This is a genomic window from Stenotrophomonas sp. PA-6-5C (assembly GCF_021605635.1).
GTDB lineage: Bacteria > Pseudomonadota > Gammaproteobacteria > Xanthomonadales > Xanthomonadaceae > Stenotrophomonas > Stenotrophomonas lactitubi.
On sequence record NZ_WKEE01000023.1, the window covers coordinates 38,471 to 62,212 of the forward strand.

General features: G+C 66.0%; 22 protein-coding genes. 11 read left to right on the forward strand and 11 right to left on the reverse strand.

Annotated elements, in window-relative coordinates; genetic code table 11:
- Positions 1-21: 21 nt before the first annotated feature.
- Positions 22-627: a glutathione S-transferase N-terminal domain-containing protein gene (locus GIW57_RS11780; protein ID WP_236510962.1), complete on the forward strand. Its 606-nt coding sequence runs from the start codon at positions 22-24 to the stop codon at positions 625-627.
- 145 nt (positions 628-772) lie between these two features.
- Here GIW57_RS11780 and GIW57_RS11785 read toward each other — a convergent pair whose 3' ends face one another.
- Positions 773-1,780 carry a zinc-binding alcohol dehydrogenase family protein gene (locus GIW57_RS11785; RefSeq protein WP_236510965.1) on the reverse strand — a complete coding sequence of 336 codons (1,008 nt, stop codon included), beginning with the start codon at positions 1,778-1,780 and terminating at the stop codon, positions 773-775.
- Positions 1,781-1,870: 90 nt separating this feature from the next.
- Between GIW57_RS11785 and GIW57_RS11790 the strand changes: the two genes are divergently transcribed.
- Positions 1,871-2,845, forward strand: a complete 975-nt coding sequence (locus GIW57_RS11790) for a LysR family transcriptional regulator (protein ID WP_100461691.1) — start codon at positions 1,871-1,873, stop codon at positions 2,843-2,845.
- A gap of 12 nt (positions 2,846-2,857) precedes the next feature.
- On the forward strand, positions 2,858-3,487 hold the full coding sequence (gene leuE / locus GIW57_RS11795) for a leucine efflux protein LeuE (protein ID WP_165378510.1): 630 nt from the start codon (positions 2,858-2,860) through the stop codon (positions 3,485-3,487).
- On the opposite strand, the gene GIW57_RS11800 is transcribed toward leuE, so the two are convergent.
- Entirely contained in the window at positions 3,425-4,393 is a 969-nt protein-coding gene (locus GIW57_RS11800; protein ID WP_236510968.1) for a LysR family transcriptional regulator, read from the reverse strand. The genes leuE and GIW57_RS11800 overlap by 63 nt on opposite strands.
- Positions 4,394-4,492: 99 nt before the next feature.
- On the opposite strand from GIW57_RS11800, the gene GIW57_RS11805 reads away from it, so the two are divergent.
- The 3 genes from GIW57_RS11805 to GIW57_RS11815 all read left to right on the forward strand — a co-directional run bounded on the left by GIW57_RS11805 (position 4,493) and on the right by GIW57_RS11815 (position 7,624).
- A complete protein-coding gene (locus GIW57_RS11805) occupies positions 4,493-5,581 on the forward strand; it encodes an aldo/keto reductase (RefSeq protein WP_202908219.1) in 1,089 nt (362 codons plus the stop codon).
- A 47-nt stretch (positions 5,582-5,628) separates the two neighbouring features.
- Entirely contained in the window at positions 5,629-6,042 is a 414-nt protein-coding gene (locus GIW57_RS11810) for a hypothetical protein (RefSeq protein WP_100461695.1), read from the forward strand.
- A 154-nt stretch (positions 6,043-6,196) separates the two neighbouring features.
- Positions 6,197-7,624: an amino acid permease gene (locus GIW57_RS11815; RefSeq protein WP_100461696.1), complete on the forward strand. Its 1,428-nt coding sequence runs from the start codon at positions 6,197-6,199 to the stop codon at positions 7,622-7,624.
- 70 nt (positions 7,625-7,694) lie between these two features.
- On the opposite strand, the gene GIW57_RS11820 is transcribed toward GIW57_RS11815, so the two are convergent.
- Entirely contained in the window at positions 7,695-8,936 is a 1,242-nt protein-coding gene (locus GIW57_RS11820; protein ID WP_236510972.1) for a dipeptidase, read from the reverse strand.
- 145 nt (positions 8,937-9,081) lie between these two features.
- The gene (locus GIW57_RS11825; RefSeq protein ID WP_100461698.1) at positions 9,082-10,251 is read right to left on the reverse strand and encodes a class I SAM-dependent rRNA methyltransferase; all 1,170 of its coding nucleotides are present in this window, start codon (positions 10,249-10,251) and stop codon (positions 9,082-9,084) included.
- A gap of 351 nt (positions 10,252-10,602) precedes the next feature.
- Between GIW57_RS11825 and GIW57_RS11830 the strand changes: the two genes are divergently transcribed.
- Both GIW57_RS11830 and GIW57_RS11835 read left to right on the forward strand, forming a co-directional pair.
- Positions 10,603-11,559, forward strand: a complete 957-nt coding sequence (locus GIW57_RS11830; RefSeq protein ID WP_025875596.1) for a TerC family protein — start codon at positions 10,603-10,605, stop codon at positions 11,557-11,559.
- Positions 11,560-11,665: 106 nt separating this feature from the next.
- Positions 11,666-12,436, forward strand: coding sequence for a rhomboid family intramembrane serine protease (locus tag GIW57_RS11835; protein ID WP_100461700.1), 771 nt, complete (start codon positions 11,666-11,668; stop codon positions 12,434-12,436).
- 149 nt (positions 12,437-12,585) lie between these two features.
- Here the strand turns inward: GIW57_RS11835 and GIW57_RS11840 are convergent, their stop codons facing one another.
- The gene (locus GIW57_RS11840) at positions 12,586-13,701 is read right to left on the reverse strand and encodes a glycerophosphodiester phosphodiesterase (protein ID WP_236510975.1); all 1,116 of its coding nucleotides are present in this window, start codon (positions 13,699-13,701) and stop codon (positions 12,586-12,588) included.
- Positions 13,702-13,888: 187 nt separating this feature from the next.
- On the opposite strand from GIW57_RS11840, the gene GIW57_RS23695 reads away from it, so the two are divergent.
- On the forward strand, positions 13,889-14,389 hold the full coding sequence (locus GIW57_RS23695; protein WP_268927342.1) for a hypothetical protein: 501 nt from the start codon (positions 13,889-13,891) through the stop codon (positions 14,387-14,389).
- An 11-nt stretch (positions 14,390-14,400) separates the two neighbouring features.
- Entirely contained in the window at positions 14,401-15,003 is a 603-nt protein-coding gene (locus tag GIW57_RS23700; RefSeq protein ID WP_329605758.1) for a hypothetical protein, read from the forward strand.
- On the opposite strand, the gene GIW57_RS11850 is transcribed toward GIW57_RS23700, so the two are convergent.
- The 6 genes from GIW57_RS11850 to rpmH all read right to left on the reverse strand — a co-directional run bounded on the left by GIW57_RS11850 (position 14,951) and on the right by rpmH (position 22,115).
- On the reverse strand, positions 14,951-15,538 hold the full coding sequence (locus tag GIW57_RS11850) for a sce7726 family protein (protein ID WP_100461702.1): 588 nt from the start codon (positions 15,536-15,538) through the stop codon (positions 14,951-14,953). The two genes, GIW57_RS23700 and GIW57_RS11850, sit on opposite strands and share 53 nt — an antisense overlap.
- Positions 15,539-15,606: 68 nt before the next feature.
- Positions 15,607-16,956, reverse strand: coding sequence for a tRNA uridine-5-carboxymethylaminomethyl(34) synthesis GTPase MnmE (gene mnmE, locus GIW57_RS11855; protein WP_236510978.1), 1,350 nt, complete (start codon positions 16,954-16,956; stop codon positions 15,607-15,609).
- A 3-nt stretch (positions 16,957-16,959) separates the two neighbouring features.
- Positions 16,960-19,629, reverse strand: a complete 2,670-nt coding sequence (locus tag GIW57_RS11860) for a polysaccharide deacetylase family protein (RefSeq protein WP_236510980.1) — start codon at positions 19,627-19,629, stop codon at positions 16,960-16,962.
- 130 nt (positions 19,630-19,759) lie between these two features.
- Complete coding sequence (yidC, locus tag GIW57_RS11865; protein ID WP_100461704.1) at positions 19,760-21,475, reverse strand: membrane protein insertase YidC; 1,716 nt, start codon at positions 21,473-21,475, stop codon at positions 19,760-19,762.
- Positions 21,475-21,969 carry a ribonuclease P protein component gene (gene rnpA / locus GIW57_RS11870; protein ID WP_025875580.1) on the reverse strand — a complete coding sequence of 165 codons (495 nt, stop codon included), beginning with the start codon at positions 21,967-21,969 and terminating at the stop codon, positions 21,475-21,477. The genes yidC and rnpA overlap by 1 nt, the downstream gene beginning before the upstream one ends.
- Before the next feature lie 5 nt (positions 21,970-21,974).
- Positions 21,975-22,115, reverse strand: coding sequence for a 50S ribosomal protein L34 (rpmH, locus tag GIW57_RS11875; RefSeq protein ID WP_006404565.1), 141 nt, complete (start codon positions 22,113-22,115; stop codon positions 21,975-21,977).
- Positions 22,116-22,369: 254 nt separating this feature from the next.
- Here rpmH and dnaA point away from each other — a divergent pair, with 254 nt between their 5' ends.
- The gene (dnaA, locus tag GIW57_RS11880) at positions 22,370-23,701 is read left to right on the forward strand and encodes a chromosomal replication initiator protein DnaA (protein WP_089241915.1); all 1,332 of its coding nucleotides are present in this window, start codon (positions 22,370-22,372) and stop codon (positions 23,699-23,701) included.
- Positions 23,702-23,742: the final 41 nt, after the last annotated feature.

The window sequence follows — 23,742 nt, forward strand, 5'->3', positions numbered from 1 at the left end:
CTCAGCTGCTGAAACGAGCCCATGATTGTTCTGTACGGAAAGCCCACCTCGATCAACGTACGCAAGGTGCTGTGGCTGTGCGCCGAACTCGATCTCGCGTTCACGCATGACCCGGCACCCGCGCCGGACCTGTTGGTCACGCTCAACCCGAACCGGCAGGTGCCGGTGCTGCGCGACGGCGACTTCGTGCTGTGGGAGTCCAACAGCATCTGCCGCTACCTGGCCGCACGCCAGGGCCGCGATGACCTGCTACCCACCGTGGCGCATGACCGCGCCAGGGTCGAGCAGTGGATGGACTGGCAGGCCACCGACCTCAACAGTGCCTGGCGCCACGTGTTCATGGCCCGCGTGCGCCAGCACCCCGATTTCGCGGACGACGCACGCGCGGAGGCCAGCCTGGCGCACTGGAACCAGCTGATGGGCACGCTGGACGCGCAACTGGCGGCCAGCAACGCCTACGTGGCGGGAAGCACCTTCACCCTGGCCGACATCGTCCTCGGTCTGTCGGCGCAGCGCTGGCGCAGCACCCCCGGCAACAAGCCGGTGCTGCCGCATGTGGACGCCTGGTTCGAGCGCCTGCGGCAGCAGCCGGGTTTCACCGCCTACGTGGACAACGGAGTGGCCTGAGGAGAGGTTCTCGCCGCTGTTGGCAGGTGTCGACCTTGGTCGACACGTCGGAAGGTACGTGTGTAGAGCCGAGCCTATGCTCGGCTGAACGGCATGCGCCAACAGCAGCCGAGCGTGGGCTCGGCTCTACAGGAAGGGCGTGGCCTTACCAGCCTTCCAACACGATCTTGCCCTTCGCCCGATGGCTTTCCAGCAGCGCGTGCGCACGCCGCAGGTTGGCCGCGTCGATGCGCCCGAAGTGCTCACCCAGCGTGGTCTGCAGCACACCGGCATCGACCAGTTCGGCGACCCGGTTCAGCAGGTCATGCTGGCGCTGCATGTCCGCCGTGCGGTACAGCGGCCGGGTGAACATCGATTCCCAGTGCAGCGACAGCGCCTTGCGCTTCAGCGCCATCACATCGATCTGGCCCGGATCATCGATCAGCCCCAGCTGCCCCTGCGGCGCCAGCAGCTCGACGAGCTGCGCATAGTGCTGGTCGGTGTGGGTCAGGCTGGCCACGTGGTCCACCTCGGTGATGCCCAGCCGGGCCAGGCCCTCGGCCAGCGGCAGGGTGTGGTCGATCACATGGTGCGCGCCCATCGCCTGCACCCAGTCCTGGGTCTCCGGGCGCGAGGCGGTGCCGATCACCGTCAGCTTGGTCAGCCGGCGCGCCAACTGCACCAGGATCGAACCCACGCCGCCCGCTGCACCGATCACCAGCAAGGTCTGACCGTCGCCGCCGCCCTCGCCGATGCGCAGGCGGTCGAACAACAGTTCCCACGCGGTGATCGCGGTCAGCGGCAGCGCCGCCGCGGCGGCATCGTCCAGGCTGGCCGGCTTGCGGCCAACACTGCGCTCGTCCACCAACTGGTATTCGGCATTGCTGCCCGGGCGATCGATCACACCAGCGTAGTACACCGCATCGCCGGGCCGGAACAGGGTCACTTCGCTGCCGACCGCATCGACCACACCAACCGCATCCCACCCCAGCACACGCGGGCCGTCGGTGGCAGCGCCGCGTCGCACCTTGGTGTCGACCGGGTTCACCGCCACCGCGCGCACCGCCACCCGCAGGTCGCGTGGGCCCGGCTGCGGTACGGGCAGGTCAAGGTCGATCAGCGCCTGCGGGTCGTCGATCGGCAGGCCGGCATGGGTGTAGGCAATAGCGCGCATGGGGGGAGATCCAATGAGGAGAGGCCACAGCGTGCGCCGTGCGCTGGGAGGCAGAAAGGCGCAGAATCGGTCAACACTTTCACTGCAGCAATGAAAATGGTCCGTTTCGACGATCTGCAGCTGTTCGTCCGTACCGCTGCGCTGGGCAGCTTCTCGCAGGCCGCGCGCGAGGCCGATCTGCTGCCGGGCCAGGTGGCCGCAGCGGTGGCGCGGCTGGAACGCGAACTGGACCTGCGCCTGTTCGTGCGTACCACCCGCAGCCTGCGGCTGACTGCCGAAGGCGCGCTGTACCTGCCTTATGCACAGGACGTTCTGACCACCCTGCGCGAAGGCCAGGCGCGGGTGCAGGGCGAGGATGCCGAACTGCACGGCACCCTGCAGCTGTCGGCGCCCTCGGACTTCGGCCGCAACCTGCTGCTGCCGTGGCTGACCGCGTTCCGTGCCGCACATCCACGGCTGCGCCTGCACCTGCGCCTGTCCGATGAAGTGGCCGACGTGTTCCGCGACCCGGTCGACGTGGCCATCCGCATCGGGCACTTCGACGACGCCAGCTACGTCGCCCTGCCGTTGCTGGAAGGCAACCGGCGGATACTGGCTGCTTCGCCCGAGTACCTGCGGCGGCGTGGCACGCCAATCCGGCTGGACGATCTGCGTGAGCATGATTGCCTTGTCTACCAGCTCGGCGGCCGCGCCTACGATCGCTGGTCGTTCGAGCTTGAGGGGCGCCGCGTGGTGATCCCGGTGCGCGGGCCGCTGGTCTGCGACGACGCCGACGTGGTGCGGCGCTGGGCGGTCGCCGGCGAAGGCATCACCTACAAATCCTGGCTGGACGTGCGCGAGGACGTGTTGGGTGGACGCCTGCAGGTGCTGCTGGGCGGCACCGGCAGCCACATCCCCCTGCAGCTGGTGTGTCCGCACCGCAAGCAGTTCTCGCCGGCGGTGCGGCAACTGCACGCGCAGCTGCGCCAGTACCTGCAACCGCTGCTGTCCGCGATGCCCGGCCATGGCGGCCTGCCCCTGTCGCCTGCAACGTCACTGGCCGACAATGGTGCTCCCCCGTTGTAAGAGAATCGCGCCATGCCGTGGATGGGCATCCAGGACCTGTGGACCTTCCTGCTCGCTGTGCTGGTGTTCCTCGCCCTGCCCGGGCCGGGCACCTTCACCCTGCTGACCGCCACCGGTCGTGGCGGTGTACGCGGCGGCTACACGGCGCTGGCCGGCCTGCTGGTCGGCGACCAGATCCTGATGTGGCTGGCACTGGCCGGTGTGGCCGCGCTGCTGAAGGCCAATCCGACGGTGTTCCACGCGGTGCAGTATCTCGGCGCGGCGTACCTGGTGTGGGTCGGCATCAGCCTGCTGCGCACGCCCAAGGGTGACGGTGCCGAGGTTGGCCCGGTGCGCATGCAGCCGGGCCGCTACTTCCACCAGGCGATCCTGGTCAGCCTGCTCAATCCGAAGGCGATCCTGTTCTACATGGCCTTCCTGCCACTGTTCATCGACCCGAAGGCCCACCAGGGCATCGCCACGTTCGCCGCGCTGGCCGGGATCATCTTCGTGGTCAGCATCGCCTACTGCTCGCTGCTGATCTGGGTCGGCAACCTGGCCCGCCGTCGGTTGATCCAGCACCCGCGGGTCAGCGATGCGCTACGGCGTGTGGCCGGCCTGTTCCTGGTCGGCTTCGGCATCCGCCTGGGCCTGAACGGCTGAGATCCCGTCGGCGCGGAGGGCCGCGCGCAGGTGGTCGATGAACACCCGCAGCTTGGGCGCCATATGCTCGCGCGCCGGGTAGTACAGATGAAAGCCGGGGAACGGCGGCTGCCAGTCCTCCAGCACGCTGCGCAGGCGGCCGGCGGCCAGGTCGTCGGCGACCAGCGAAGCAAAGCCCTGCGCCATGCCGAGCCCAGCCAGCACCGCCGCATAGGCCAGTTCGGCATCGTTGAACACCAGCCGCCCCGCGACGGCTACGTCCAGGTCACGCCCCTCACGGCTGAATTCCCAGGGCATGAGCCGGCCATTGGCGCGGCGATGGACGATGCAGTCGTGGCCCTGCAGCTCCTGCGGGCTCAGCGGCACCCCGTGGCGCGCGAAGTAGCCCGGCGTGGCCACCACCACCTGGCGCTCGGGTGGCCCGATCGGCACCGCGATCATGCCCTGCGCCAACGATTCACCCAGGCGGATGCCGGCGTCGAACCCCTCGGCGACCAGATCGGTCAGCGCCGGCTCCACGCACAATTCCACCTCTACCTGCGGATACCGGGCCAGGAAGGACGGCAGCGCCGGCAGAACCCGGCGTTCGGCAACGATGCGTGGCAGGGTGATGCGCAGCCGACCGGCCGGCACCGTCCGCGCGCTGTCCAGGTCGTCGAAGGCCGATTCGATCTGTGCCAACCCGCCACGCACGCGCTGCAGGAAGCGTGCGCCGTGCTCGGTCAGACCCACCCGGCGCGTGGTCCGTTGCAACAGGCGCACGCCCATCCGCGCCTCCAGCGCACGCACGCTCTGTGACAGCGCCGAGGTCGAGACGCCCAGGGCATCGGCGGCACGGGTAAAGCTGGCGTGGTCGGCCACGTGGACAAAGGCAACCACCGCAGACAGCGGTGCGGAGGGATCCATTGTGAAGCCTTCCTTCATTGTAAGTTCGACTGCATCCAGTTTATCCACAAGATCATCGGACGGATGCTTGGCCTCCCGGCGGAACACCCGCCTCCTCCGATGGAATGCCACATGTCACTTGATCACTACCGCCTGCTCGGCCGCTCCGGCCTGCGTGTCAGCCCGATGGCGCTGGGCACGATGACCTTCGGTGCCGACTGGGGTTGGGGCGCGGACGAAACCGAGGCCCGCCGCATCTTCGATGCCTACGTCGAACGCGGCGGCAACTTCGTCGATACCGCAAACAACTACACCAATGGCAGCGCAGAGACCCTGCTCGGGCGGTTCGCCCAAGGCCGCCGCGAACGGCTGGTGATCGCCAGCAAGTACACCCTGGCGACCGTGCCGGGCGATCCGAACAACGCCGGCAACCATCGCAAGAGCATGATGCGCTCGGTGGAGGACAGCCTGCGCCGGCTCGGCACCGACTACCTGGATCTGCTGTACCTGCACGCCTGGGACGACACCACCGGGGTGGACGAGGTGATGCGCGGTTTCGACGACCTCGTGCGCAGCGGCAAGGTGCTGTACGCCGGCATCTCGGACACGCCAGCCTGGCAGATCGCGCGCATGCAGACCCTGGCCGATCTACGCGGCTGGTCGCCACTGGTGGCGCTGCAGATCGAATACAGCCTGATCCAGCGCAGCGTCGAACACGAACTGCTGCCGATGGCCGATGCGCTCGGGTTGGGCGTGGTGGCGTGGTCGCCGCTGGGCAGCGGCGTGCTGACCGGCAAATACAGCGCGGCGGACCTGGCCGCAGCCGAGACCGCCGAGGCCGCGCCGGGTGGTTCCAGACGCAATGTCGCGCTCATCAATGGCGCGTTGACGCCGCGCTCGTTGAACATCGCCGGGGAAGTCGCTGCGATCGCGGCAGAGCTGTCGCACTCGGCTGCGCAGGTCGCTCTGGCCTGGTTGCTGCAACGACCCGCGGCCGGGGCCATGCCGATCGTCGGTGCACGCACCCTGGACCAGTTGGAACACAACCTGGCGGCGCTGGATCTGGCGCTGCCGGCTGAGGCGTTGGCACGGCTGGATGCGATCAGCGCGGTCGCGCCGGCCTTTCCGCACGACTTCCTGCAGATGCCGCTGCCGCGCATGCTGATGAGCGGTGGTACGCGTCTGCAGCCACGCGCACCGGGCAGGTAAATACCGGGGGCGCGCTATGCTGGCGCCCCATGCTGGAAGGAGGCGCCATGGCCGCAACACCAACGCTCGCGGTCGCTGCAGCCCTGGTGTTGCTGCTTGCCAGTGGATCGGCCACGGCCGCACCTGATCACCGCTGCCTCACCGGCGGTGCCAACGGCACGATCCACCTGGAATGGCGCTGGCTGGACGATGGCCGCGCCGATGTGCGCTACGCCGGGCACCGCGAGCGCCTGCCGCTGCACCGGGTTTCCGAAGAGACCACGGTGCTGGACGAAGACCGCCCCTACCAGTTCGATACCGTCTGGGAAGAGCGCGTGGAGGGCCGCATCAACGGTCACTACACGCTGAGCACGCAGGGCGCACGGATCTACAGCTTCAGCTACGTGCGGGCCCGAGACGGTCGCCGCACGGATTTCGAAGAAGACTTCAACGCCTTCCAGGACGACGGCTGTCACTGGTAGCCGCCTGGACTGAGGCCGTTTGTGCCGATTCCGGCAGCGTGCCCACAGTCCAGCGCGCGCTGTGCCGGCCATGACCCCCGTCAGTGGCAATGCTGCGCTGCGTTCGGTCACACTCGGTGACTTGTCGTTCTCAGTCACCCCTTCCGAGGCCTGCATGTCCCTGCTCCGGCGCAAGTCCCTAGATTCCGTCACCGTCCATGAAGCCGGCCGGCGTCTGGTCCCGACCCTCAGCTGGCCGCACCTGATTGCGCTCGGCATCGGCGCCATCGTCGGTACCGGCATCTACACCCTGATCGGCGTCGGTGCCGACCGCGCCGGCCCCGCTGTGCTGATCTCCTTCGCCATCGCCGGCGCCGTGTGTGCCTGCGCTGCATTGGCCTACGCCGAACTGTCCACGATGATGCCGGCTGCCGGCAGCGCCTATACCTACAGCTACAGTGCCCTGGGCGAAGTCTTCGCCTGGGTGGTGGGCTGGAGCCTGATCCTGGAATACTCGCTGGTGGTGAGTACCGTGGCGGTCGGGTGGTCGGGCTATTTCGTCGGCTTCCTGGAATGGGTACATACCCAGTTCGGCTGGGACCTGCGCCTGCCGGCCATGCTCGCGGCGGGCCCGCACGTCGAAGGCGGCATGATCAACCTGCCCGCCATCGTCATCACCTGGCTGGTGGCACTGATGCTGATGGCCGGTACCAAGGAGAGCGCCACCCTCAACGCGATCCTGGTCGTGTTCAAGCTGATCGCGCTGGCCATCTTCGTGGCGGTGGCCCTGCCGGCGTTCGACACCAACAACCTGCAGCCGTTCATGCCCTACGGATTCGCCAAGACGCTGGGGCCGGATGGCGTCGAGCGCGGTGTGATGGCCGCAGCGGCGATCATCTTCTTCGCCTTCTACGGCTTCGATGCGATCTCCACCGCGGCAGAAGAAACCAAGAACCCGGCGCGCGACCTGTCCATCGGCATCATCGGCTCGATGGTCGGCTGCACCATCGTGTACGTGCTGGTGGCGTTGGCCGCGATCGGTGCGATGAGCTACACCGTGTTCGGCCAGAGTGCCGAGCCGCTGGCACTGATCATGCGCCAGCTGGGCCAGCCGACCGCCGCGATGCTGATCGGTGTGATCGCCATCATCGCCCTGCCGACCGTGCTGCTGGCCTTCCTGTATGGCCAGAGCCGCATCTTCTTCGTCATGAGTCGCGATGGTCTGCTGCCGCGTGGCCTGTCCAAGGTCAACGCACGCACCGGCACGCCGGTGGCGACCACGCTGTTCACCGCCGTGGTTGTGTCGGCGCTGGCCGGCGTGGCCCGCCTGGACGAGATCGCCGCGCTGGCCAATGCCGGCACCCTGGCCGCGTTCACCGCCGTTGGCATCTGCCTGGTGGTGCTGCGCGTGCGTGAGCCGAACCGCGAGCGCACCTTCCGCACGCCGTTCGCCTTCATCGTCGGCCCGCTGGCGGCACTGGGCTGCATCTACCTGTTCGTCAGCCTGCCGCACACCACCCAGCTGTACTTCCTGGCGTGGAACGTGGTCGGCCTGGTGCTGTACTTCGCCTACAGCCGTCGCAACGCGCTGATCGGCCGGTAAAGGTAGCGCCGGGCCATGCCCGGCGGTCTTTGGGGATTGCCGGCCAGCGGCCGGCACTACCGCAGGGCGGTCAGCCGCCCTGCTTTGCCGCGTAGTCCTGCGCCTGGCGCATCACCCGCAGCAGGTTGCCGCCCCAGATGGCGGCGATCTGCTGCTCGGTGTAGCCCTTGCGCAACAGCCACGCGGTGATCTTCGGCAACTGGCTGACATCGGGCAGGTCGCTCAGGCCACCGCCGCCATCCCAGTCCAGGCCGATGCCGACGTGCTCGGGGCCGACGACCTTCAGGATGTGCTCGAAGTGGGCGAAGAAGTCGTCCAGGCTGGCGTGGCGCACCGGATGTTCGTGGTCCAGTGCCTGTTCGGCCTTCTGCAGGGCAACGCCCTGTTCGATGGTCATGCCTTCCCAGCCACCCAGCTGCTTGCTCAGGGCCTCTTCGGCCTGCTTGCGCTCGGGCGACTTGGCGGTGTCGATCAGATAGCCGCCGTACGCGTTGACCTGGATCACGCCGCCGGCCTTGGCCAGCTTGCGCAGGCGCGCGTCGTCAAGGTTGCGTGGGTGGTCGTAGATCGCCTTGGCCGAGCTGTGCGACAGCACGAACGGCACCGGCATCATCGCCAGCAGATCATCGAATACGGCATCGGAGGCGTGCGACTGGTCGATGACGATGCCCAGCTTCACCGCGGAGCGCACCAGGTCCTTGCCGGCCGGGCTCAGGCCCTTCCACTCCGCGCCCTTGGGGTCGGTGGCCGAGTCGGCGAACTCGTTGTTGGCGAAATGCACGGTGCTGAGCAGGCGCAGGCCCGCACGGTGATAGAACGACAACAGGCTGGGATCGGCCACCAGCGGGCTGGCGTTCTCCATGCTGATGTAGACCACGCGCTTGCCAGCGGCCTTGATGCGCGCGGCGTCATCGGCGGTCAGCGCCAGCGCGAAGCGCTCTGGGTTGGCGGCCAGCATCTGCCGGATCTCCAGCAACCGCTGCAGGCCGTGATCGCGTTCGGCCAGATGCGCAGCGGCAGTGCGGTCGCCCTGGTCGGTGTAGATCGCCCAGAAGCCGCCATCAAGCGCGCCTTCGACCATGCGCGGGTAATCCACCTGCGAGAGCGCATTGCGGTCGTGCCGCTGCTCGATGTCGAAGCCGTCGCGGCCGAAGTTGGCCGGCGTATCCAGATGGCTGTCCAGGGTCAGCAGGCGCTGCTGCAGTGCCTTGGCCCGGGCCAGTTCCTGCGCGCTGAAGTCGATGGCATGGGCGGACAGCGGCGCACTCAGCGCCAGGGCGAGCAGCAGGGACAGGCGACTCAACGAAGGCATGGGCTCTCACCAGCAGAGGGAAGAGCCCGACCATAGCGCTGCTGTCCACGCTTTTGTAGAGCCGAGTGCAGGGCTTTTGTAGAGCCGAGTGCAGGCTCGGCGCTACAGGTTGCCGGCCCGTATCCGGCGTGACGTGTTCCGCAGCTCAGTCCACCACGCGGCAGAACACGGCCTTCAGGTAACGCGATTCCTGCACGTGGGCCATGAACGGATGGTCCGGACCGGCGCCGGCCACCTTCAGGATCTGGATGGTGCGGCCGGAGAAGTACGCTGCGCGACGCAGCATGTCGAGGAACTGGTCCTCGGCCACCAGGCCGGTGCAGGAGAACGTGGCGAACAGGCCACCGGGCTTGACCACGCCCAGCGCCAGCTTGTTCATGTCCAGGTACTTCTTCAGCGCGGTGATCACCTGCTCGCGGTCGCGGGTCATCTTCGCCGGGTCCAGGATCACCACGTCGTACTTCTCACCACGGTTGGCCGCATCACGCAGCCACGGGAAGATGTCGGACTGGACGAACTTCGGGCGCACGTTGTTCAGACGCGAATTGCCCTTGGCGATCTGGATGACGTCTTCATCGATGTCGATGCCGACCACTTCCGATGCACCGCGCGCGGCCGCATACACGGCGAAACCGCCGGTGTTGCAGCACAGGTCGAGCACGCTCTTGCCTTCCACCTGCTGGCTCAGCCACTCACGGTTCTCGCGCTGGTCGGCGAAGAAACCGGTCTTGTGCGCACCGGCCGGGTCGGCGCGGAACTTGATGCCGTACTCGGTGATCACCGACGCTTCGGTGGTGGTGTTGCCATGGAAATCGAAGCTTTCCTGCTTCTGCACGTGCTCGTCGGCGAAGCTGTGGAAGCGGCAGCCCGGGAACTGCTCGCGCAGGGCGTCGTAGATCCACTCGCGGTGGCGGAACATGCCGGCGGCAAAGAACTCCACCACCACCAGGTCGTTGTAACGGTCCACCACCAGGCCGGACAGACCGTCGCCTTCGCTGTGTACCACGCGCCAGGCGTCGGACACCGCATCAAGCTTCAGCACCTCACGACGCAGCGACACCGCCTGGGCGATCTTGCGCGAGAACCAGCCAGCATCCACCGGGATCTTCGGGTCGGTTTCGAGGATGCGTACGGCAATACGCGAATGCCCGTTGTAGAAGCCACGGCCGATGAACTCGCCATCCACGCCGACGACGTCGACGAGGGAGCCGGGCTTGGGCCGGACGGTCGGCTTCTCGACCAGTTTCTGGAAGATCCACGGGTGGCTGGAACGCCACGCGTTCTTGAGGCGGACAACGGGAAGGGGGGTATTCATCCACCTATTGTAAACCGGGCGCCGGGGTCAGATCCCCACAGGGACTCTGCCCCCCGGGCCGGTGTGCCAACCAAGGTTGGCACCTACCGGAGCTGGCCCCGCCCCAGTGCATTTGACGCCGGCCCGGCCAGGCCGCAGAATCGGCGGCAGAAGGGGAGTAGCTCCCAGACGTTGTCGCCGTCAATTCGAGCCCGCAGGCTCCGGTGCAACGGCAGTTCCGGCCCATCGGAACTGCGAGCGAGACCTTCGCCGTACTGGCGAAGCTCTGTCCCTGGATCCCCTCCCGATCCTCCGTTGCAGATCCTCGCCGTCCGGCTTGAGGCATTTTTCATTTTCCCAACGGACAAACCCATGCAGACGATCGGTAATTTGTGGTTGTGGGGCGGCTTCGCAGCGGTGGTGGTCATCGCCCTGCTGGTCGACCTCGTATTGATGCGCCATGGTGGCCCGCACAAGGTCACCTTCAAGGAGGCCCTGTGGTGGTCCATCGGCTGGGTCGCGCTGGCCCTGGCCTTCAACGGCGGCCTCTGGTTCTACCTGAACGAGACGGCCGGCCAGGTCGTGGCCAACAAGGTCGGCCTGGAGTTCCTGACCGGCTACCTGGTCGAGAAGGCGCTGGCGGTGGACAACATCTTTGTCTTCCTGATGATCATGAGCTACTTCGCGGTGCCGGAGGAACAGCGCCAGAAGGTGCTGATCATCGGCATCCTGGGTGCGATCGTGCTGCGTACGATCATGATCTTCGCCGGCAGCGTGCTGATCACCCAGTTCCATTGGCTGCTCTACGTGTTCGGCGCCTTCCTGCTGTTCACCGGCTGGAAGATGTGGTTCGCCGCGGGCCAGGAGCCTGACCTGGAAGCCAACCCGGCCCTGCGCTGGATGCGCAAGCACCTGCGCCTGCTGCCGGACTACGAAGGCAACGCGATGAGCGTCAAGCGCGACGGCGTGCGCTGGTTCACCCCGCTGTTCGCGGTGCTGATCCTGATCGCAGTGACCGACGTGATCTTCGCGGTGGACAGCATCCCGGCGATCTTCGCGATCACCACCGACCCGTTCATCGTGCTGACCTCCAACGTGTTCGCGGTGCTCGGCCTGCGTGCGATGTTCTTCCTGCTGGCCGGCATGGCCGACCGCTTCCACCTGCTGCCGTACGGCCTGGCCCTGGTGCTGGCCTTCATCGGCATCAAGATGATGATCATCGACCTGTTCAAGATCCCGACCCCGATCTCGCTGGGCGTGGTCGCGGTGATCATCGCCGCCACGGTGGTGCTGAGCCTGAAGAACCCGCCGAAGGAAGGCGGCGCCTGATCCAGGCGGATTGACGGATGCGGCCGGTGGATTGTCCCGCCGGCCGCACCCACTCTCCCGCAGCGGTGGCCTTGGTTTCGCGCCGGCCACCGCCATTGCTGAGGGTATGAACACGAACGCGCCCCTGCCCGCCGGCGACGCGCCGGCCGACCGCAACGACCGCACGCGCATCCTGCGCGCCTTCAATGCCAGCCTTGCCGCCGTGCTGGTGCTGGTGGCCGTGTTCGCCCTGCAGGACCATTTCGACTGGCGACCCTGGGCTGTGGCACCGCTGGAAGCCAAGGGACTGCTCGGCCTGATCGGCGGACCGCTGCTGCATGCATCGATCGAACACATCGCCGCCAACAGCGCCGCGATCCTGATCCTCGGCACCCTCGCCGGCAGCGTCTATCCCAAGGCCACGCTACGTGCCCTGCCCCTGCTCTGGGTCGGTTCGGGCATCGGTGCGTGGATGCTGGGCAACCCCGGCAGCTTCCATCTCGGCGCCAGTGGCGTCACCCACGGCCTGATGTTCCTGCTGGCCAGCCTCGGCCTGCTGCGCCGCGACCGCGCGGCCATCGCCACCGGGCTGATCGGCATGCTGTTCTACGGCGGCATGCTGATGACCGTGCTGCCGCACGCCGACGGCGTGTCCTGGCAATCACACATGGGCGGTGCCTTCGCCGGCATCATCGCCGCGCTGCTGTTCCGCACTGCCGACCCGCTGCCGCCACGCCCGCGTTACAGCTGGGAGGACGAGGAAGACGAGGTCGAGGCGCTGGCCGACGACGAACTCGAGCCGCCGTCGCCGCAGCGCGTGCCGGTGCTGTGGCAGCCGCGCGAAGGGCAGGACTATGTGGTTGTCCCGTTCCGCCGGCCGGAAGACCCGCGCGGTTGAGCGGTGGCGGGGTCGGATCCCCGAAGGCGCTCTGACCCCGATCACCGATGACCCGGTAGCCGCCGACCTTGGTCGGCGCTCCTGCCTGCGGCGTTCATGACCCCACGGCGACCGCGTGCCAACCAAGGTTGGCATCTACCACCGGCGCATCAATCCGTCGCGTTTCCCGCCGCGCCCATTCCATCCACCGCCTGCCGGCCCAGTGCCGGGTCATCGGTGAAGAAGGCATCGATGCCGGTCGCCAGGTAGGCGCGCATCTCGGTGATCGACCCTTCCGCATTGCGCGCGTTGTCGGCACCCTTGCGCAGGTTGCTGGCCTGGAAGTGGTTCTCCGGGCGGAACGTGTACGGGATCACCATCAGGCCCACCGCGTGCGCATCGCGCACCAGCGACGTCGGCCTGCCCAGCGCACCGTTGGCATCCAGCGGGATGATCGAGCGCAGCTCCGGGCCGATGCCATCGGCATAGGCCGCGATGTCCTTCAGTCCTGCCGGAGTCATCATCTGCGCATAGGTCAGCGCGCCACCGGCCTTGGTGATGTCGGCCGGCTGGGTATCGCCCTTCCACAGCAGCTGCAGCAGGCGGATGTTGCTGCCACGCGGGATCTTGCCGCGCAGGTAACGCAGGTTGGCGGTCTCGAACGACTGGATGGTGACCGGGCCGACGTTGGTATAGGCGTTTCCACGCAGCGCAGCCAGCACCTTGTCTTCCATCGGCAGCCCGATCGACTGGAAGTAGGTCGGGTGCTTGATCTCCGGCACCAGGCCGATGCCACGGTTCGCACGGCCGGCCTGCTGCACCAGGAACGCCAGGATCTCGTCCAGGCTGGCGATGCGGAACTGGCCGTCATAGGCGGTGCTGCGGAACTCCGGCAGGCGCTCGCGGGCGTACAGGGTCTTCAGCTCGGCCAAGGTGAAGTCTTCGGTGAACCAGCCTTCGACCGTCTGCCCATCGATGACCTTGCGGGTCTTGCGCTTGGCGAATTCCTTGTGCTCGGCCACATCGGTGGTGCCACCGATCTCGTTCTCGTGGCGGGCCACCATCACCCCGTCCTTGGTCATCACCAGGTCCGGTTCGATGTAATCGGCACCGTCGGCGATGGCCTGCGCATACGCCGCCAAGGTGTGCTCGGGCAGCAGCGCGCTTGCGCCACGATGACCGTAGACCGACACCTTGGGCGCGGCCGGAGGGGGAGATTCAGCACTCATGGCCACCGATGGTGCCACGGCCAGCGACAACAGCAACACACGACCCCACGACTTCACTGCGACTTCCCCAAGCGGTTTGTGATGGGCGTCAGTATGCGGCGGGAATGTGACAGGTTGGGGGAGCCGGTGTTCGGCTGCCTGCGGTCGGCCAATGATCGCGCTGATCTCCGTTCGGATTCGATTCTGCAATTTTTCCGATTGAACCGCGGAAAGGATGGGTCATAGCCTCGACTGACCAACACCAATGTTGGCAGAGGACCAGACCATGGAGAAAACAATGTACGTGCCCATCCTGAAATGGCGGCAAGGTGAGTACCTCGCTGTAGGTCGTACACGCGAGACCATCAAGGACTGGATGTATCCCCTGTTCGAGATCCCGGTCGAACAGTGGGACTTCGAGAACGATGCGCCCGCCAAGTCGCTAGACGACCATCTGAAGAATGTCGGCAAGCGATTGAGCACCAACTGGAAGAAGCGCCGCTGCCTGTTCGATTCACCACATCTTGCCGGCGACGACACGATGGCCAACGGAGACCATCACCTCGCGCGCGTCTTCGATCTCGCGCGGGCGTCGGCCTGCCAGGCCATTCCGGTCACCGGTCTCGGCCGGCATCTGGTGTATCAGCAGGCAGTGGCCAGCATCATCGCCCAGGATGGTCGTGGGTGCGCACTGCGCTTGATTCCTGATGACCTGGAAGGCAACCCTTCGGCAAAGATCGACGGCGTGATGCATCTCCTGGCGTAACACCAGAACAGGTGGACGTCGTTCTGGACAGTGCGGCAGATGTCGCAGATTCTCCGACCCTGCAGGCATCGTTCTGGCAGGCGTGGATCGCTGGATTGCCACACATGGACCGGTGGAGATCGCTCACCGTGGCCGGCGGAAGCTTCCCTGCAAGCCTGAACCCGTCAGCAGGGTATCGCCCTCATGGAGATGTTCATCGTCGCGAATGGCGTGGGTACACCCGGCTCGCTGCCAGTGCCCCGCCGCGTCAGCCGTGGTTCGGCGACTACGGATGCGCGTCACCACAGACCGAGATGATGGACCCACGTCTGTTCGACCCGAATGCAAAGATCAAGTACACGATCGATGACCAGTGGCGGATCATCGTCGGCACCCAGGTCAAGCGCAATGGCCGCGACCAGTACCGCGACCTGTGCAGGCACCTGATCTCTGATCGCCCTGTGGTATTCATGGGGAGAACCTACAGTGCTGGCGACGAATACATCGAAGATTGCGCCAACAACGTCGCCAGCACAGGCGGCAGTTCGACCTGGCCAACGGTGGCGACCAACCACCACCTGACTAAGGTTGTTCGCGACCTCGCCAATCTGTCCGGCGCTTCAACTGTTCCCTGACCAGCGTGCGGATCTCGGCGAGGCTGTATACCTCTCCAAGCCGCTCGCACAGTGCTGTGCGGTTGCCGCGCAGCGCTGCCTTGTCGGGGTTCCTTGCACAGATCAGTGTCGTGATCTCATCACGCCAGAGAAGGGCGGCGACGTCCATCCCATTGACCGACGGATTGAGCCTAGCGGGTCGTAAAAGCTCCATTCGCACCGCATTACGCGCGCCGCGCGATACCGTTCGTACCCCCCACCACTCCGGCAAGACCTCCAGTGCGTGGTCAAGATGCCGCTGCCCCACGACAATCGTCGCTTTGTCGAGAACGTTTGAGTAGAACTGCTGCTGCACAGGAAGCCTGCGCAGCGTGTCGACGTCGCTCTTGATCTCGTAACCATGCAGATGTCCATTGATGACACAGACATCAACACGGCAGGCGCCGCGAGCGAGCCCCATCTCCTCCACGACCAGCGTATGGGGATTGGCCACGTGCTCGGCGATCACCTTGCGAAGGAGCGCGGATCTGACGTCGCTGTCGGTTATCGGGTCCATTGTCGAATCGTATCAAGAGGGAGTCGCTGTAATGCATGAAACCCAGGCATGTCGCAGTTCACCGCGCACTACTTGCCGATGCAGAAACTGGAGAAAATCCTTCCCAGCAGATCATCCGCACTCATCTGCCCGGTGATCTCGCCCAGTGCGTCGTGCGCCAGCCGCAGTTCCTCTGCGGCCAGTTCCAGGTGCTCGTGCACCAGCTCGCCGTCTGCGCGCTGCGCATGTTCCTGCGCGCGCTCGATGGCATCCACGTGGCGCGTGCGCGCGGAGAACTCACCGTCCACCTGCTCGCCCGCACCGGCCGAGGCGATCGAACGCAGGCGCGCATGCAGGTCGTCCAGTCCCGCGCCGGTCGCGGCGGAAACGAACACGCGGTCCGGGTCGTCCAGCGCCGGCATCGCATCCAGCAGATCCGACTTGTTGTGGATGTACACCTTGTGCGGCACTGCCAGCACGGCCTCACCGATGGCTGCTTCGCCCGCCGCCGGGTCGCGTGCATCCAGCACGATCAGCGCCAGGTCGGTACGTTCGATCTCCGCACGCGCGCGGCGCATGCCTTCGCGTTCGATGGCATCGCCACCGTCGCGCAGGCCAGCGGTATCGACCAGGGTCAGTTCCAGTCCGTCCAGTCGGATGGTCTCGCGCAGCGTGTCGCGGGTGGTGCCGGCGATGTCGGTGACGATGGCGCGCTCGCTGCCCGCCAGCGCGTTCAACAGCGAGCTCTTGCCGGCATTCGGTGGGCCGATCAGCACGGCATGCAGGCCATCGCGCAGGCGACGGCCGCGCTCGGCATCGCGGCGCAGCAAGGCCAGGTCACTATGCGCCTGCTCCAGCCCGCGCCGAACCTGTGCACCGCCCAGCGTATCCAGCGGTTCATCGGCGAAATCGATGGCCGCTTCCACGTGGATGCGCAGCAGCACCAGCTGTTCGACCACAGTGTCGATACGACGCGAGAACACACCATCCAGCGAGCGGCGTGCAGCACGTGCGGCGCGGTTGTCACCGGCCGCGATCAGATCGGCGATGGCCTCGGCCTGGGCCAGGTCGAGCTTGCCGTTGAGAAACGCGCGCTCGCTGAACTCACCTGGCCGTGCCTGGCGCGCGCCCAGCGTGATGCAGCGCGCGACCAGTTGTTGCAGCAACACCGGGCTGCCATGCCCTTGCAGTTCCACCACTTCTTCGCCGGTGAAGCTGTTGGGTGCCGGGAACCACAGCACGATGCCATCGTCGATCACCTCGCCATCGGCATCGCGCAGGCGCGCGTAGTGCGCATGGCGCGGCCGCAGTGCAGGCGCGCCCAATGCGTTGGCGATAGCTGCGGCGCGCGGGCCTGACAGGCGCAGCATGCCGACGCCACCTGCACCGGGTGCGCTGGCGATGGCCACGATGGTCTCGGTTCGGGTTGCGTCGTTCATCGCTCAGAGCTTCTCCAGCTGCGCGCGCGCCTGTGCCGCACCACTGCCTTGCGGCTGCAGCGCCAGGTAGGTGGTGTAGGCCTGCTTCGCCTTGGCTTTGTCGCCCGCGTGGAAGTAGGCATCACCCAGGTTGAGATGGGCCACCGCGCGCGACGGATCGATCTTCAGTGTGTTTTCCAGCCAGCGCGCGGCTTCGGCATAGCGTTGCTGGCGGTAGTAGACGAAGCCGAGGTTGTTGGCCGCCTGGGCGAAGTCCGGGCGCAGCTTCAGCGCCTCGGTGAACTGCGCCACCGCCTCGTCGTACTGCTTCTCGCGGTACAGCTGCAGACCACGGTCATTGGCCTGCTGCGCGCGTTGGCGGTCGGAGGCCGGGCCGGCGCTGGGCACCACCAGCTTGGCCTTGCCGCCCTGCAGGTCGGCCACGGTTACCGGCGCCTGGGCGCCCTTGGCTTCGCTGGCCGCATCGACCTTGTTGTTCAGCGCGATCGCATCGGCAGTCAGCTGGCGCGTGTCGGCGTTGAGGTATTCCTGGCTGTCCGGCACCTGGAACACGAACTCGCCACCCTGCGAGCCGGGCAGGCTGCCGAACGCCGGCGTCTGATGCGAGACCGCCGACACCGCCGGCGCCACGTAGGCGGCCAGCTCGGTACCGGTGATCAGGCCATCGCCATTGAGATCGCCCTTGCCGGCCAACGCCTGCAGCAGCACCCAGGTAAACACCGAGTGGCCGTTCGGGCCGGCATCGGCCACCTGCTGGTCGGCACCACCGGCAGTCAGCATCTGCCGCGCGCTGCGGCGTGCGTTCTCACGCAGGAACGACGACGACGAGGGACCGCCACGGGTCAGGCCCAGGCCGCTGTAACAGGCATCCATCACGAACATCACATGCTTGGCCTGCATGCTCTCGGCGATGTTCTGGATGTCGGTCATCGCGATGGCGTCGGTGGCGAATTCCTTCGGATCCGAATCGACCGGGATGATGTAGCCCAGGTCGCGGCCAGAGGCGAGCTGGCGGGTCGCGCCATGGCCGGCGAAGAACACGAACACGCGGTCATTTTTTCCCGTGCGGTCATCGGCCAGGCGGTCGTGGAAGGCGGCCAGGATGTTGTTGCGGGTGGCCTGCTCGTTCTTCAGCACGATCACCTGCGAGGACGGGAAACCGAACTGCCCGGTCAGCGTATCGGCCACGGCCTGCGCATCGTGGCTGGCGTATTCCAGCTTCGGCCACTTGGCATAGTTGTCGATGCCGACCACGATCGCCCACGATTTTTCGTAGCCGGTGGTGACGGTGGCATCGCGGTCGCTGCCCTTGCGCGGCCGGGCGACGCTGAAGTCGCGGCCATTCCAGCCGGCGAACTGGTAGCCGTCGGCGATCAGCCGATCCAGGATCTGCGGCAGTGCCTTCACCGCGCGGTCGTGGATATCATGGAACAGGATGATGCCGCGCTGTTCCTTGTTCACCTGGTCGAGCACGCGCTGCACGATCGACTCAGGCACCGGGTCGGCCCAGTCCATCGAATCGATGTTCCACATGATCGACTTCAGACCCGCTTCATTCAGCAGCTGCAGGCCTTCGGCGTTGCGCGCCCCATACGGGAAGCGGAACAGCGGCGCGCGCTTGCTGTCGACATCCTTCAGCAGGGTGTCGGTGTCCAGTACCTGCTGGCGCAGCGCGTCGCCGGTGGTACGCGACAGCTGCGCATGGGTCAGGCTGTGGTTGCCGACGGCGTAGCCCTCTTCCATCAGGTTGCGGCTGATCTTCGCCATCGGCCCAAGGCTGACCTTGCCGTCGGTCTCGACCTTGCCGAGGTTACGGCCGACCTCGAAGAACACGCCCGGTACGTCGTAGCGCTTGAGGATGGCCACCACTTCGTCGGTATAGGCCTTGTGCGGGCCATCGTCGAAGGTCAGTACCACCGTCTTCGGCGGCAGGTCGCGGCCGAAGATCTCGCGGTCGCTGTCCTTCATCGACATCGGGTACGGCTCGATCACGCCGTAGTCGCGCAGGATCGCTTCGCGGCTGTAGTCCTTGTGCAGGTGCGCGATGTAGTCGTCCCACTTCTCGCGCTTCAGGTCGATGGCACGGGTGCGCTCGAAGCGGCTGAAGATGCGGGTCAGTTCCTGGTTGTAGTTGCGCTCGATCTCGTCCAGTGCCTCCAGGTCCTCGCCAATGCGCTGGTGCAGCTTCACCGCCGGCAATGAGGAATCAGCGCCGATGCGTTCGTGCAGATCACGCAGCACTTCGCGGAACGCCAGGCGATCGGCATCGAACAGTTCCGGCGCCGACTCGATGTAATCCAGCACCGTGCCCAGGGTAGCGAAGCGCTGCGGGCTGCTACCACGCAGCAGCGTGTCGAACTGCGCGGCAATGGCGCTGCGCTGTTCCAGGCCATCGTGGAACAGCTGCTGGCCGATGCGGGTGGAGGTGGTGCGATCGGCCGCGGACTGCTTTTCCTCATCGGCCAGCAGCACGATGATCCGGCGATAGCCGTCGAGCTGCTTCTGCAATGCGCCCAGCAGCGGTGCTGCCGCCGGGTCGGCGGCAGCGGCAGCCTGTGCGCTCGGCTGGGTAACCACCGCCGGTGCCTGCGCGTCCTTGTCGCCGCAGCCGGCCACGAGCAGGGTCAGCAGCAGGCTGGGCAGGAACAGACGGAACGACGGCGCACGCGGCATGGCGGACTCGAACAATGGGGAATGGTGTGCCGGCGATTCTAACGCCGCATGCGAAAAGCCCGCCTTGCGGCGGGCCTTTGCTGGGTCGATCGACCCTGGGGAGCAGTCGACCAAGGTCGACGTCTACCTCTTACTTTTTCTTGGCCGGGGCGGTCGCTGCCGTGGCCGGCACCGGATCGCTGCCGTGGCGCTTGGTCATCCACCACTGCTGCAGCAGGCCCAGGCCACCGTTGACCACCCAGTACAGGACCAGGCCGGACGGCATGAAGGCCATCATGACGCCGAACACCAGCGGCATGAACTGCATCATCTTCTGCTGCATCGGGTCCATGCCCGGTGCTGGCGTCAGCTTCTGGGTGAACCACATCACCGCCACATTGATCACCGGCAGGATGAAGTACGGGTCGCGGGCGGTAAGGTCCTGGATCCAGCCGAACCAAGGCGCCTGGCGCAGTTCGACCGATTCCACCAGCACCCAGTACAGGGCGAAGAAGATCGGCATCTGGATGAGGATCGGCAGACAGCCGCCCATCGGATTGATCTTTTCCTTCTTGTACAGCTCCATCATCGCGGTCTGGAACTTCTGGCGGTCATCGCCATAGCGTTCCTTCAGCTGTGCGATGCGCGGCTGGAAGCGACGCATCTTGGCGCCACTCTTGTACTGCGTCGCCGACAGCGGGTACAGCACGATCTTCAGCAGCACCACCAGGCCAACGATGGCCCAGCCCCAGTTGCCCACCAGCTTGTGCACCTGGTTGAGCACCCAGAACAGACCCTGGCCGATAACCGCCATCATCGAGAAGCGGCTGTAGTCGACCACACGGTCCAGACCCGGCACGTCTTCCTTGGCGATCAGGTTGACCAGCTTCGGGCCGACCCACAGGCGGGCCTCGGTGCTGGTGGACTGGCCCGGGGCCACGGTGAAGGCCGGGCCGCGTGCTTCGATCAGGTCACGACCGGCCACCTGCGACAGCACGTAGTGTGCGGTCTGGTCCTTCTGCGGGATCCAGGCGGTGAAGAAGTGGTGCTGCAGCATCGCCAGCCAACCGCCGGTGATGTTCTGGTTCAGCGCGCCATCGTCCAGGTAATCCTTGAACGCACGACGCTGGTACTTCTTGTCGTTGTCGTACCAGGTAGCGCCGTTGAAGCTGAACGAGTCCGGGTTGGTCATGCTCCGCGACAGGATGGTCGGGGTGCGGTCCAGGGTGCGGTAGACGTAGCCGTTCCACGGCGCGGCGCCAGCGTTGCTGACTTCGTCCTTGAAGCGGATCGCATACTCGTTGCGGCCCACGATCAGGGTGCGCTTGATGGTCACGCCGTTGTCGGCGGTCCACACGAACGGGACCTGCAGTTCGTTCTGGCCATTGGCCAGCACGAAGTCGCGGGTATCACCGACCAGCTTGAAGCCGTCGGCACCTGGCACCGGAGTGTTCTTGTCTTCGCTCGCCCAGCCGCTGATCGCGCTGTACGGATGTGCGGGATCTTCGGTCAGCAGGCGTACCGGCGGGCTGCCTTCGTCCTTGCTCTGCGGGAACTGCAGCAGTTCGGCATCAAGCACGCGGCCACCATCGAGCACCAGGCGCAGCACGTCGGTGGTGATGGTTACGCGCTGAGCGGACGGGGTGGCGCTGGCCTGGGCCTGTACAGCGGCCTGGCCCGGGGCACCGGGAACCTGTGCGCTGGGGATGCTGCCCGGGGTTGCACCCGGAACGCTCTGTGCGGCGGCCGGGGCCGAGCTGGTCGTCGGCGCCGGGGTCGGGGCGGACTTCTCACGGCTCCACTCCATCCACAGCAGCACGGCCACCATCAGCCAGGCAAAGATCAGGAAAACACGGGTCTGGTTCATCAGCAGGCAGGCTCAGCGGGGCCGGGACGCGGTGCCGGCTCGGTGACGGAGGAAATGGCAATGCCATCAGGCGGCGGCATTGTGCCGTCCACGCCCGGCGCGGGCAATGCGCGCAGGCGCCGCAACAGGCGCAGGAAGGCCTGGCGGATATCTTCGTTGCTGGCGTGACGCGCAGCAGTACGAGCCACGACGACGAAGTCGCCTGGCTGTATGTCGGTTCGTGTCTGACGCAAGGCGTCGCGCAGGACGCGCTTGATCCGGTTACGCCCAACGGCGTGAGGATCGACCTTGCGGGAAACCGCCAGACCCAGCCTGGCCGGCCGGTCAGCCGGTAGCCAGTGCAGGGTCATCAGCGGATCGGACACACGGCGGGCGCCGTTGAAGACCGTTGAATATTCGGCACGCGTGCGAACCCGCGCAGAGCGAGGGAATCGCTTGCGCGGGTCTGCAGTATTCACTGTCGAATGGATTGCGTCTGCCGCTGGATGCGGCATGGCAATCAGGCGCTCAGGACTTTGCGGCCCTTGGCGCGGCGACGCGACAGGATCTTGCGGCCGTCAGCGGTCTTCATACGGGCACGGAAGCCGTGGTCGCGCTTACGCTTGAGGTTGCTGGGCTGGAAGGTGCGCTTGGTGGCCATGTGGGCCTCTCGTATGAATGGGACGGAAAGAACCGGAAATTTTAGAGAGGTATCCCCCCTCCCGTCAACCCCTGTCTGCTACGCCAATTCACTGGGCTGTGCAATAGCTGTGGATCTTTTTGTGAATAAGTAGGGGACAAGCATTCCGAAGGCGGGCGCTCGGTGGTAGGCTGAGCCATCCATTTCCCCCCTTTCAGGCCTGTGTTTGGGCGCCTTTTCGCGCCTATGCATCGGCCACCGGACAATTATTGCTGATGGATGCCTGGTCACGTAGTCTCGAGCGACTCGAGGCGGAGTTCCCGCCCGAGGATGTTCACACCTGGTTGAAGCCGCTGCAGGCCGATCTGCGCGCTGACAGCCTGGTGCTGTATGCACCGAATGCCTTCATTGTCGATCAGGTGCGCGAACTGTACCTGCCGCGGATCCGCGAGCTGGTCACCCACTTTGCCGGTTTCGGCGACGTTTTTCTTGAAATCGGCTCGCGCCCGCGGCCCGTGGACGCGCAGATCGCGCCGGTTTCCAGCCATTCGGCGCAGGCGCCGGTGCAGCCGCAGGTCCCGTTCGCCGGCAACCTGGACAACCACTACACCTTCGCCAACTTCGTCGAGGGCCGCAGCAACCAGCTGGGTCTGGCCGCAGCATTCCAGGCGGCGCAGAAGCCGGGCGACCGCGCGCACAATCCGCTGCTGCTGTACGGGGGCACCGGCCTGGGCAAGACCCACCTGATGTTCGCCGCCGGCAACGCGATGCGTCAGGCCAATCCGGGCGCGAAGGTGCTGTACCTGCGTTCGGAGCAGTTCTTCAGCGCCATGATCCGGGCCTTGCAGGAAAAGACCATGGATCAGTTCAAGCGCCAGTTCCAGCAGGTCGACGCGCTGTTGATCGATGACATCCAGTTCTTCGCAGGCAAGGACCGCACCCAGGAAGAGTTCTTCCACACCTTCAACGCGTTGTTCGATGGCAAGCAGCAGATCATCCTGACCTGCGACCGCTATCCGCGTGAAGTCGAAGGCCTGGAAGCGCGCCTGAAGTCGCGGCTTGCCTGGGGCCTGTCGGTCGCGATCGAGCCGCCGGACTTCGAGACCCGCGCTGCGATCGTGCTGGCCAAGGCCCGCGAGCGTGGTGCCGAGATTCCCGATGACGTTGCGTTCCTGATTGCCAAGAAAATGCGCTCCAATGTGCGCGACCTCGAGGGTGCGCTGAATACCCTGACCGCCCGCGCCAACTTCACTGGCCGTGCGATCACCACCGAATTCGCCCAGGAAACCCTGCGCGACCTGCTGCGCGCCCAGCAGCAGGCGATCAGCATTCCCAACATCCAGAAAACCGTTGCCGACTACTACGGGCTGCAGATCAAGGATCTGCTGTCCAAGCGTCGGACCCGGTCGCTGGCCCGCCCGCGCCAGGTTGCCATGGCGCTGACCAAGGAACTGACCGAACACAGCCTGCCCGAAATCGGCGACGCCTTTGCCGGTCGCGATCACACCACGGTGCTGCACGCCTGCCGGCAGATCCGCACCCTGATGGAAGCCGACGGCAAGCTCCGCGAGGACTGGGACAAGCTGATCCGGAAGCTGAGCGAATGATGCACGTACGCCGATGAGGCGTCACCGCATAAAACGGTGCA

Bases quoted from the DNA above. Each gene is read 5' to 3' on its own strand.
- GIW57_RS11780 (WP_236510962.1), top strand. From the start codon at position 22: ATGATTGTTCTGTACGGAAAGCCCACCTCGATCAACGTACGCAAGGTG.
- GIW57_RS11785 (WP_236510965.1), bottom strand. From the start codon at position 1,780: ATGCGCGCTATTGCCTACACCCATGCCGGCCTGCCGATCGACGACCCG.
- GIW57_RS11790 (WP_100461691.1), top strand. From the start codon at position 1,871: ATGAAAATGGTCCGTTTCGACGATCTGCAGCTGTTCGTCCGTACCGCT.
- leuE (WP_165378510.1), top strand. From the start codon at position 2,858: ATGCCGTGGATGGGCATCCAGGACCTGTGGACCTTCCTGCTCGCTGTG.
- GIW57_RS11800 (WP_236510968.1), bottom strand. From the start codon at position 4,393: ATGGATCCCTCCGCACCGCTGTCTGCGGTGGTTGCCTTTGTCCACGTG.
- GIW57_RS11805 (WP_202908219.1), top strand. From the start codon at position 4,493: ATGGAATGCCACATGTCACTTGATCACTACCGCCTGCTCGGCCGCTCC.
- GIW57_RS11810 (WP_100461695.1), top strand. From the start codon at position 5,629: ATGGCCGCAACACCAACGCTCGCGGTCGCTGCAGCCCTGGTGTTGCTG.
- GIW57_RS11815 (WP_100461696.1), top strand. From the start codon at position 6,197: ATGTCCCTGCTCCGGCGCAAGTCCCTAGATTCCGTCACCGTCCATGAA.
- GIW57_RS11820 (WP_236510972.1), bottom strand. From the start codon at position 8,936: ATGCCTTCGTTGAGTCGCCTGTCCCTGCTGCTCGCCCTGGCGCTGAGT.
- GIW57_RS11825 (WP_100461698.1), bottom strand. From the start codon at position 10,251: ATGAATACCCCCCTTCCCGTTGTCCGCCTCAAGAACGCGTGGCGTTCC.
- GIW57_RS11830 (WP_025875596.1), top strand. From the start codon at position 10,603: ATGCAGACGATCGGTAATTTGTGGTTGTGGGGCGGCTTCGCAGCGGTG.
- GIW57_RS11835 (WP_100461700.1), top strand. From the start codon at position 11,666: ATGAACACGAACGCGCCCCTGCCCGCCGGCGACGCGCCGGCCGACCGC.
- GIW57_RS23695 (WP_268927342.1), top strand. From the start codon at position 13,889: ATGTTGGCAGAGGACCAGACCATGGAGAAAACAATGTACGTGCCCATC.
- GIW57_RS11850 (WP_100461702.1), bottom strand. From the start codon at position 15,538: ATGGACCCGATAACCGACAGCGACGTCAGATCCGCGCTCCTTCGCAAG.
- mnmE (WP_236510978.1), bottom strand. From the start codon at position 16,956: ATGAACGACGCAACCCGAACCGAGACCATCGTGGCCATCGCCAGCGCA.
- GIW57_RS11860 (WP_236510980.1), bottom strand. From the start codon at position 19,629: ATGCCGCGTGCGCCGTCGTTCCGTCTGTTCCTGCCCAGCCTGCTGCTG.
- yidC (WP_100461704.1), bottom strand. From the start codon at position 21,475: ATGAACCAGACCCGTGTTTTCCTGATCTTTGCCTGGCTGATGGTGGCC.
- rnpA (WP_025875580.1), bottom strand. From the start codon at position 21,969: ATGCCGCATCCAGCGGCAGACGCAATCCATTCGACAGTGAATACTGCA.
- rpmH (WP_006404565.1), bottom strand. From the start codon at position 22,115: ATGGCCACCAAGCGCACCTTCCAGCCCAGCAACCTCAAGCGTAAGCGC.
- dnaA (WP_089241915.1), top strand. From the start codon at position 22,370: ATGGATGCCTGGTCACGTAGTCTCGAGCGACTCGAGGCGGAGTTCCCG.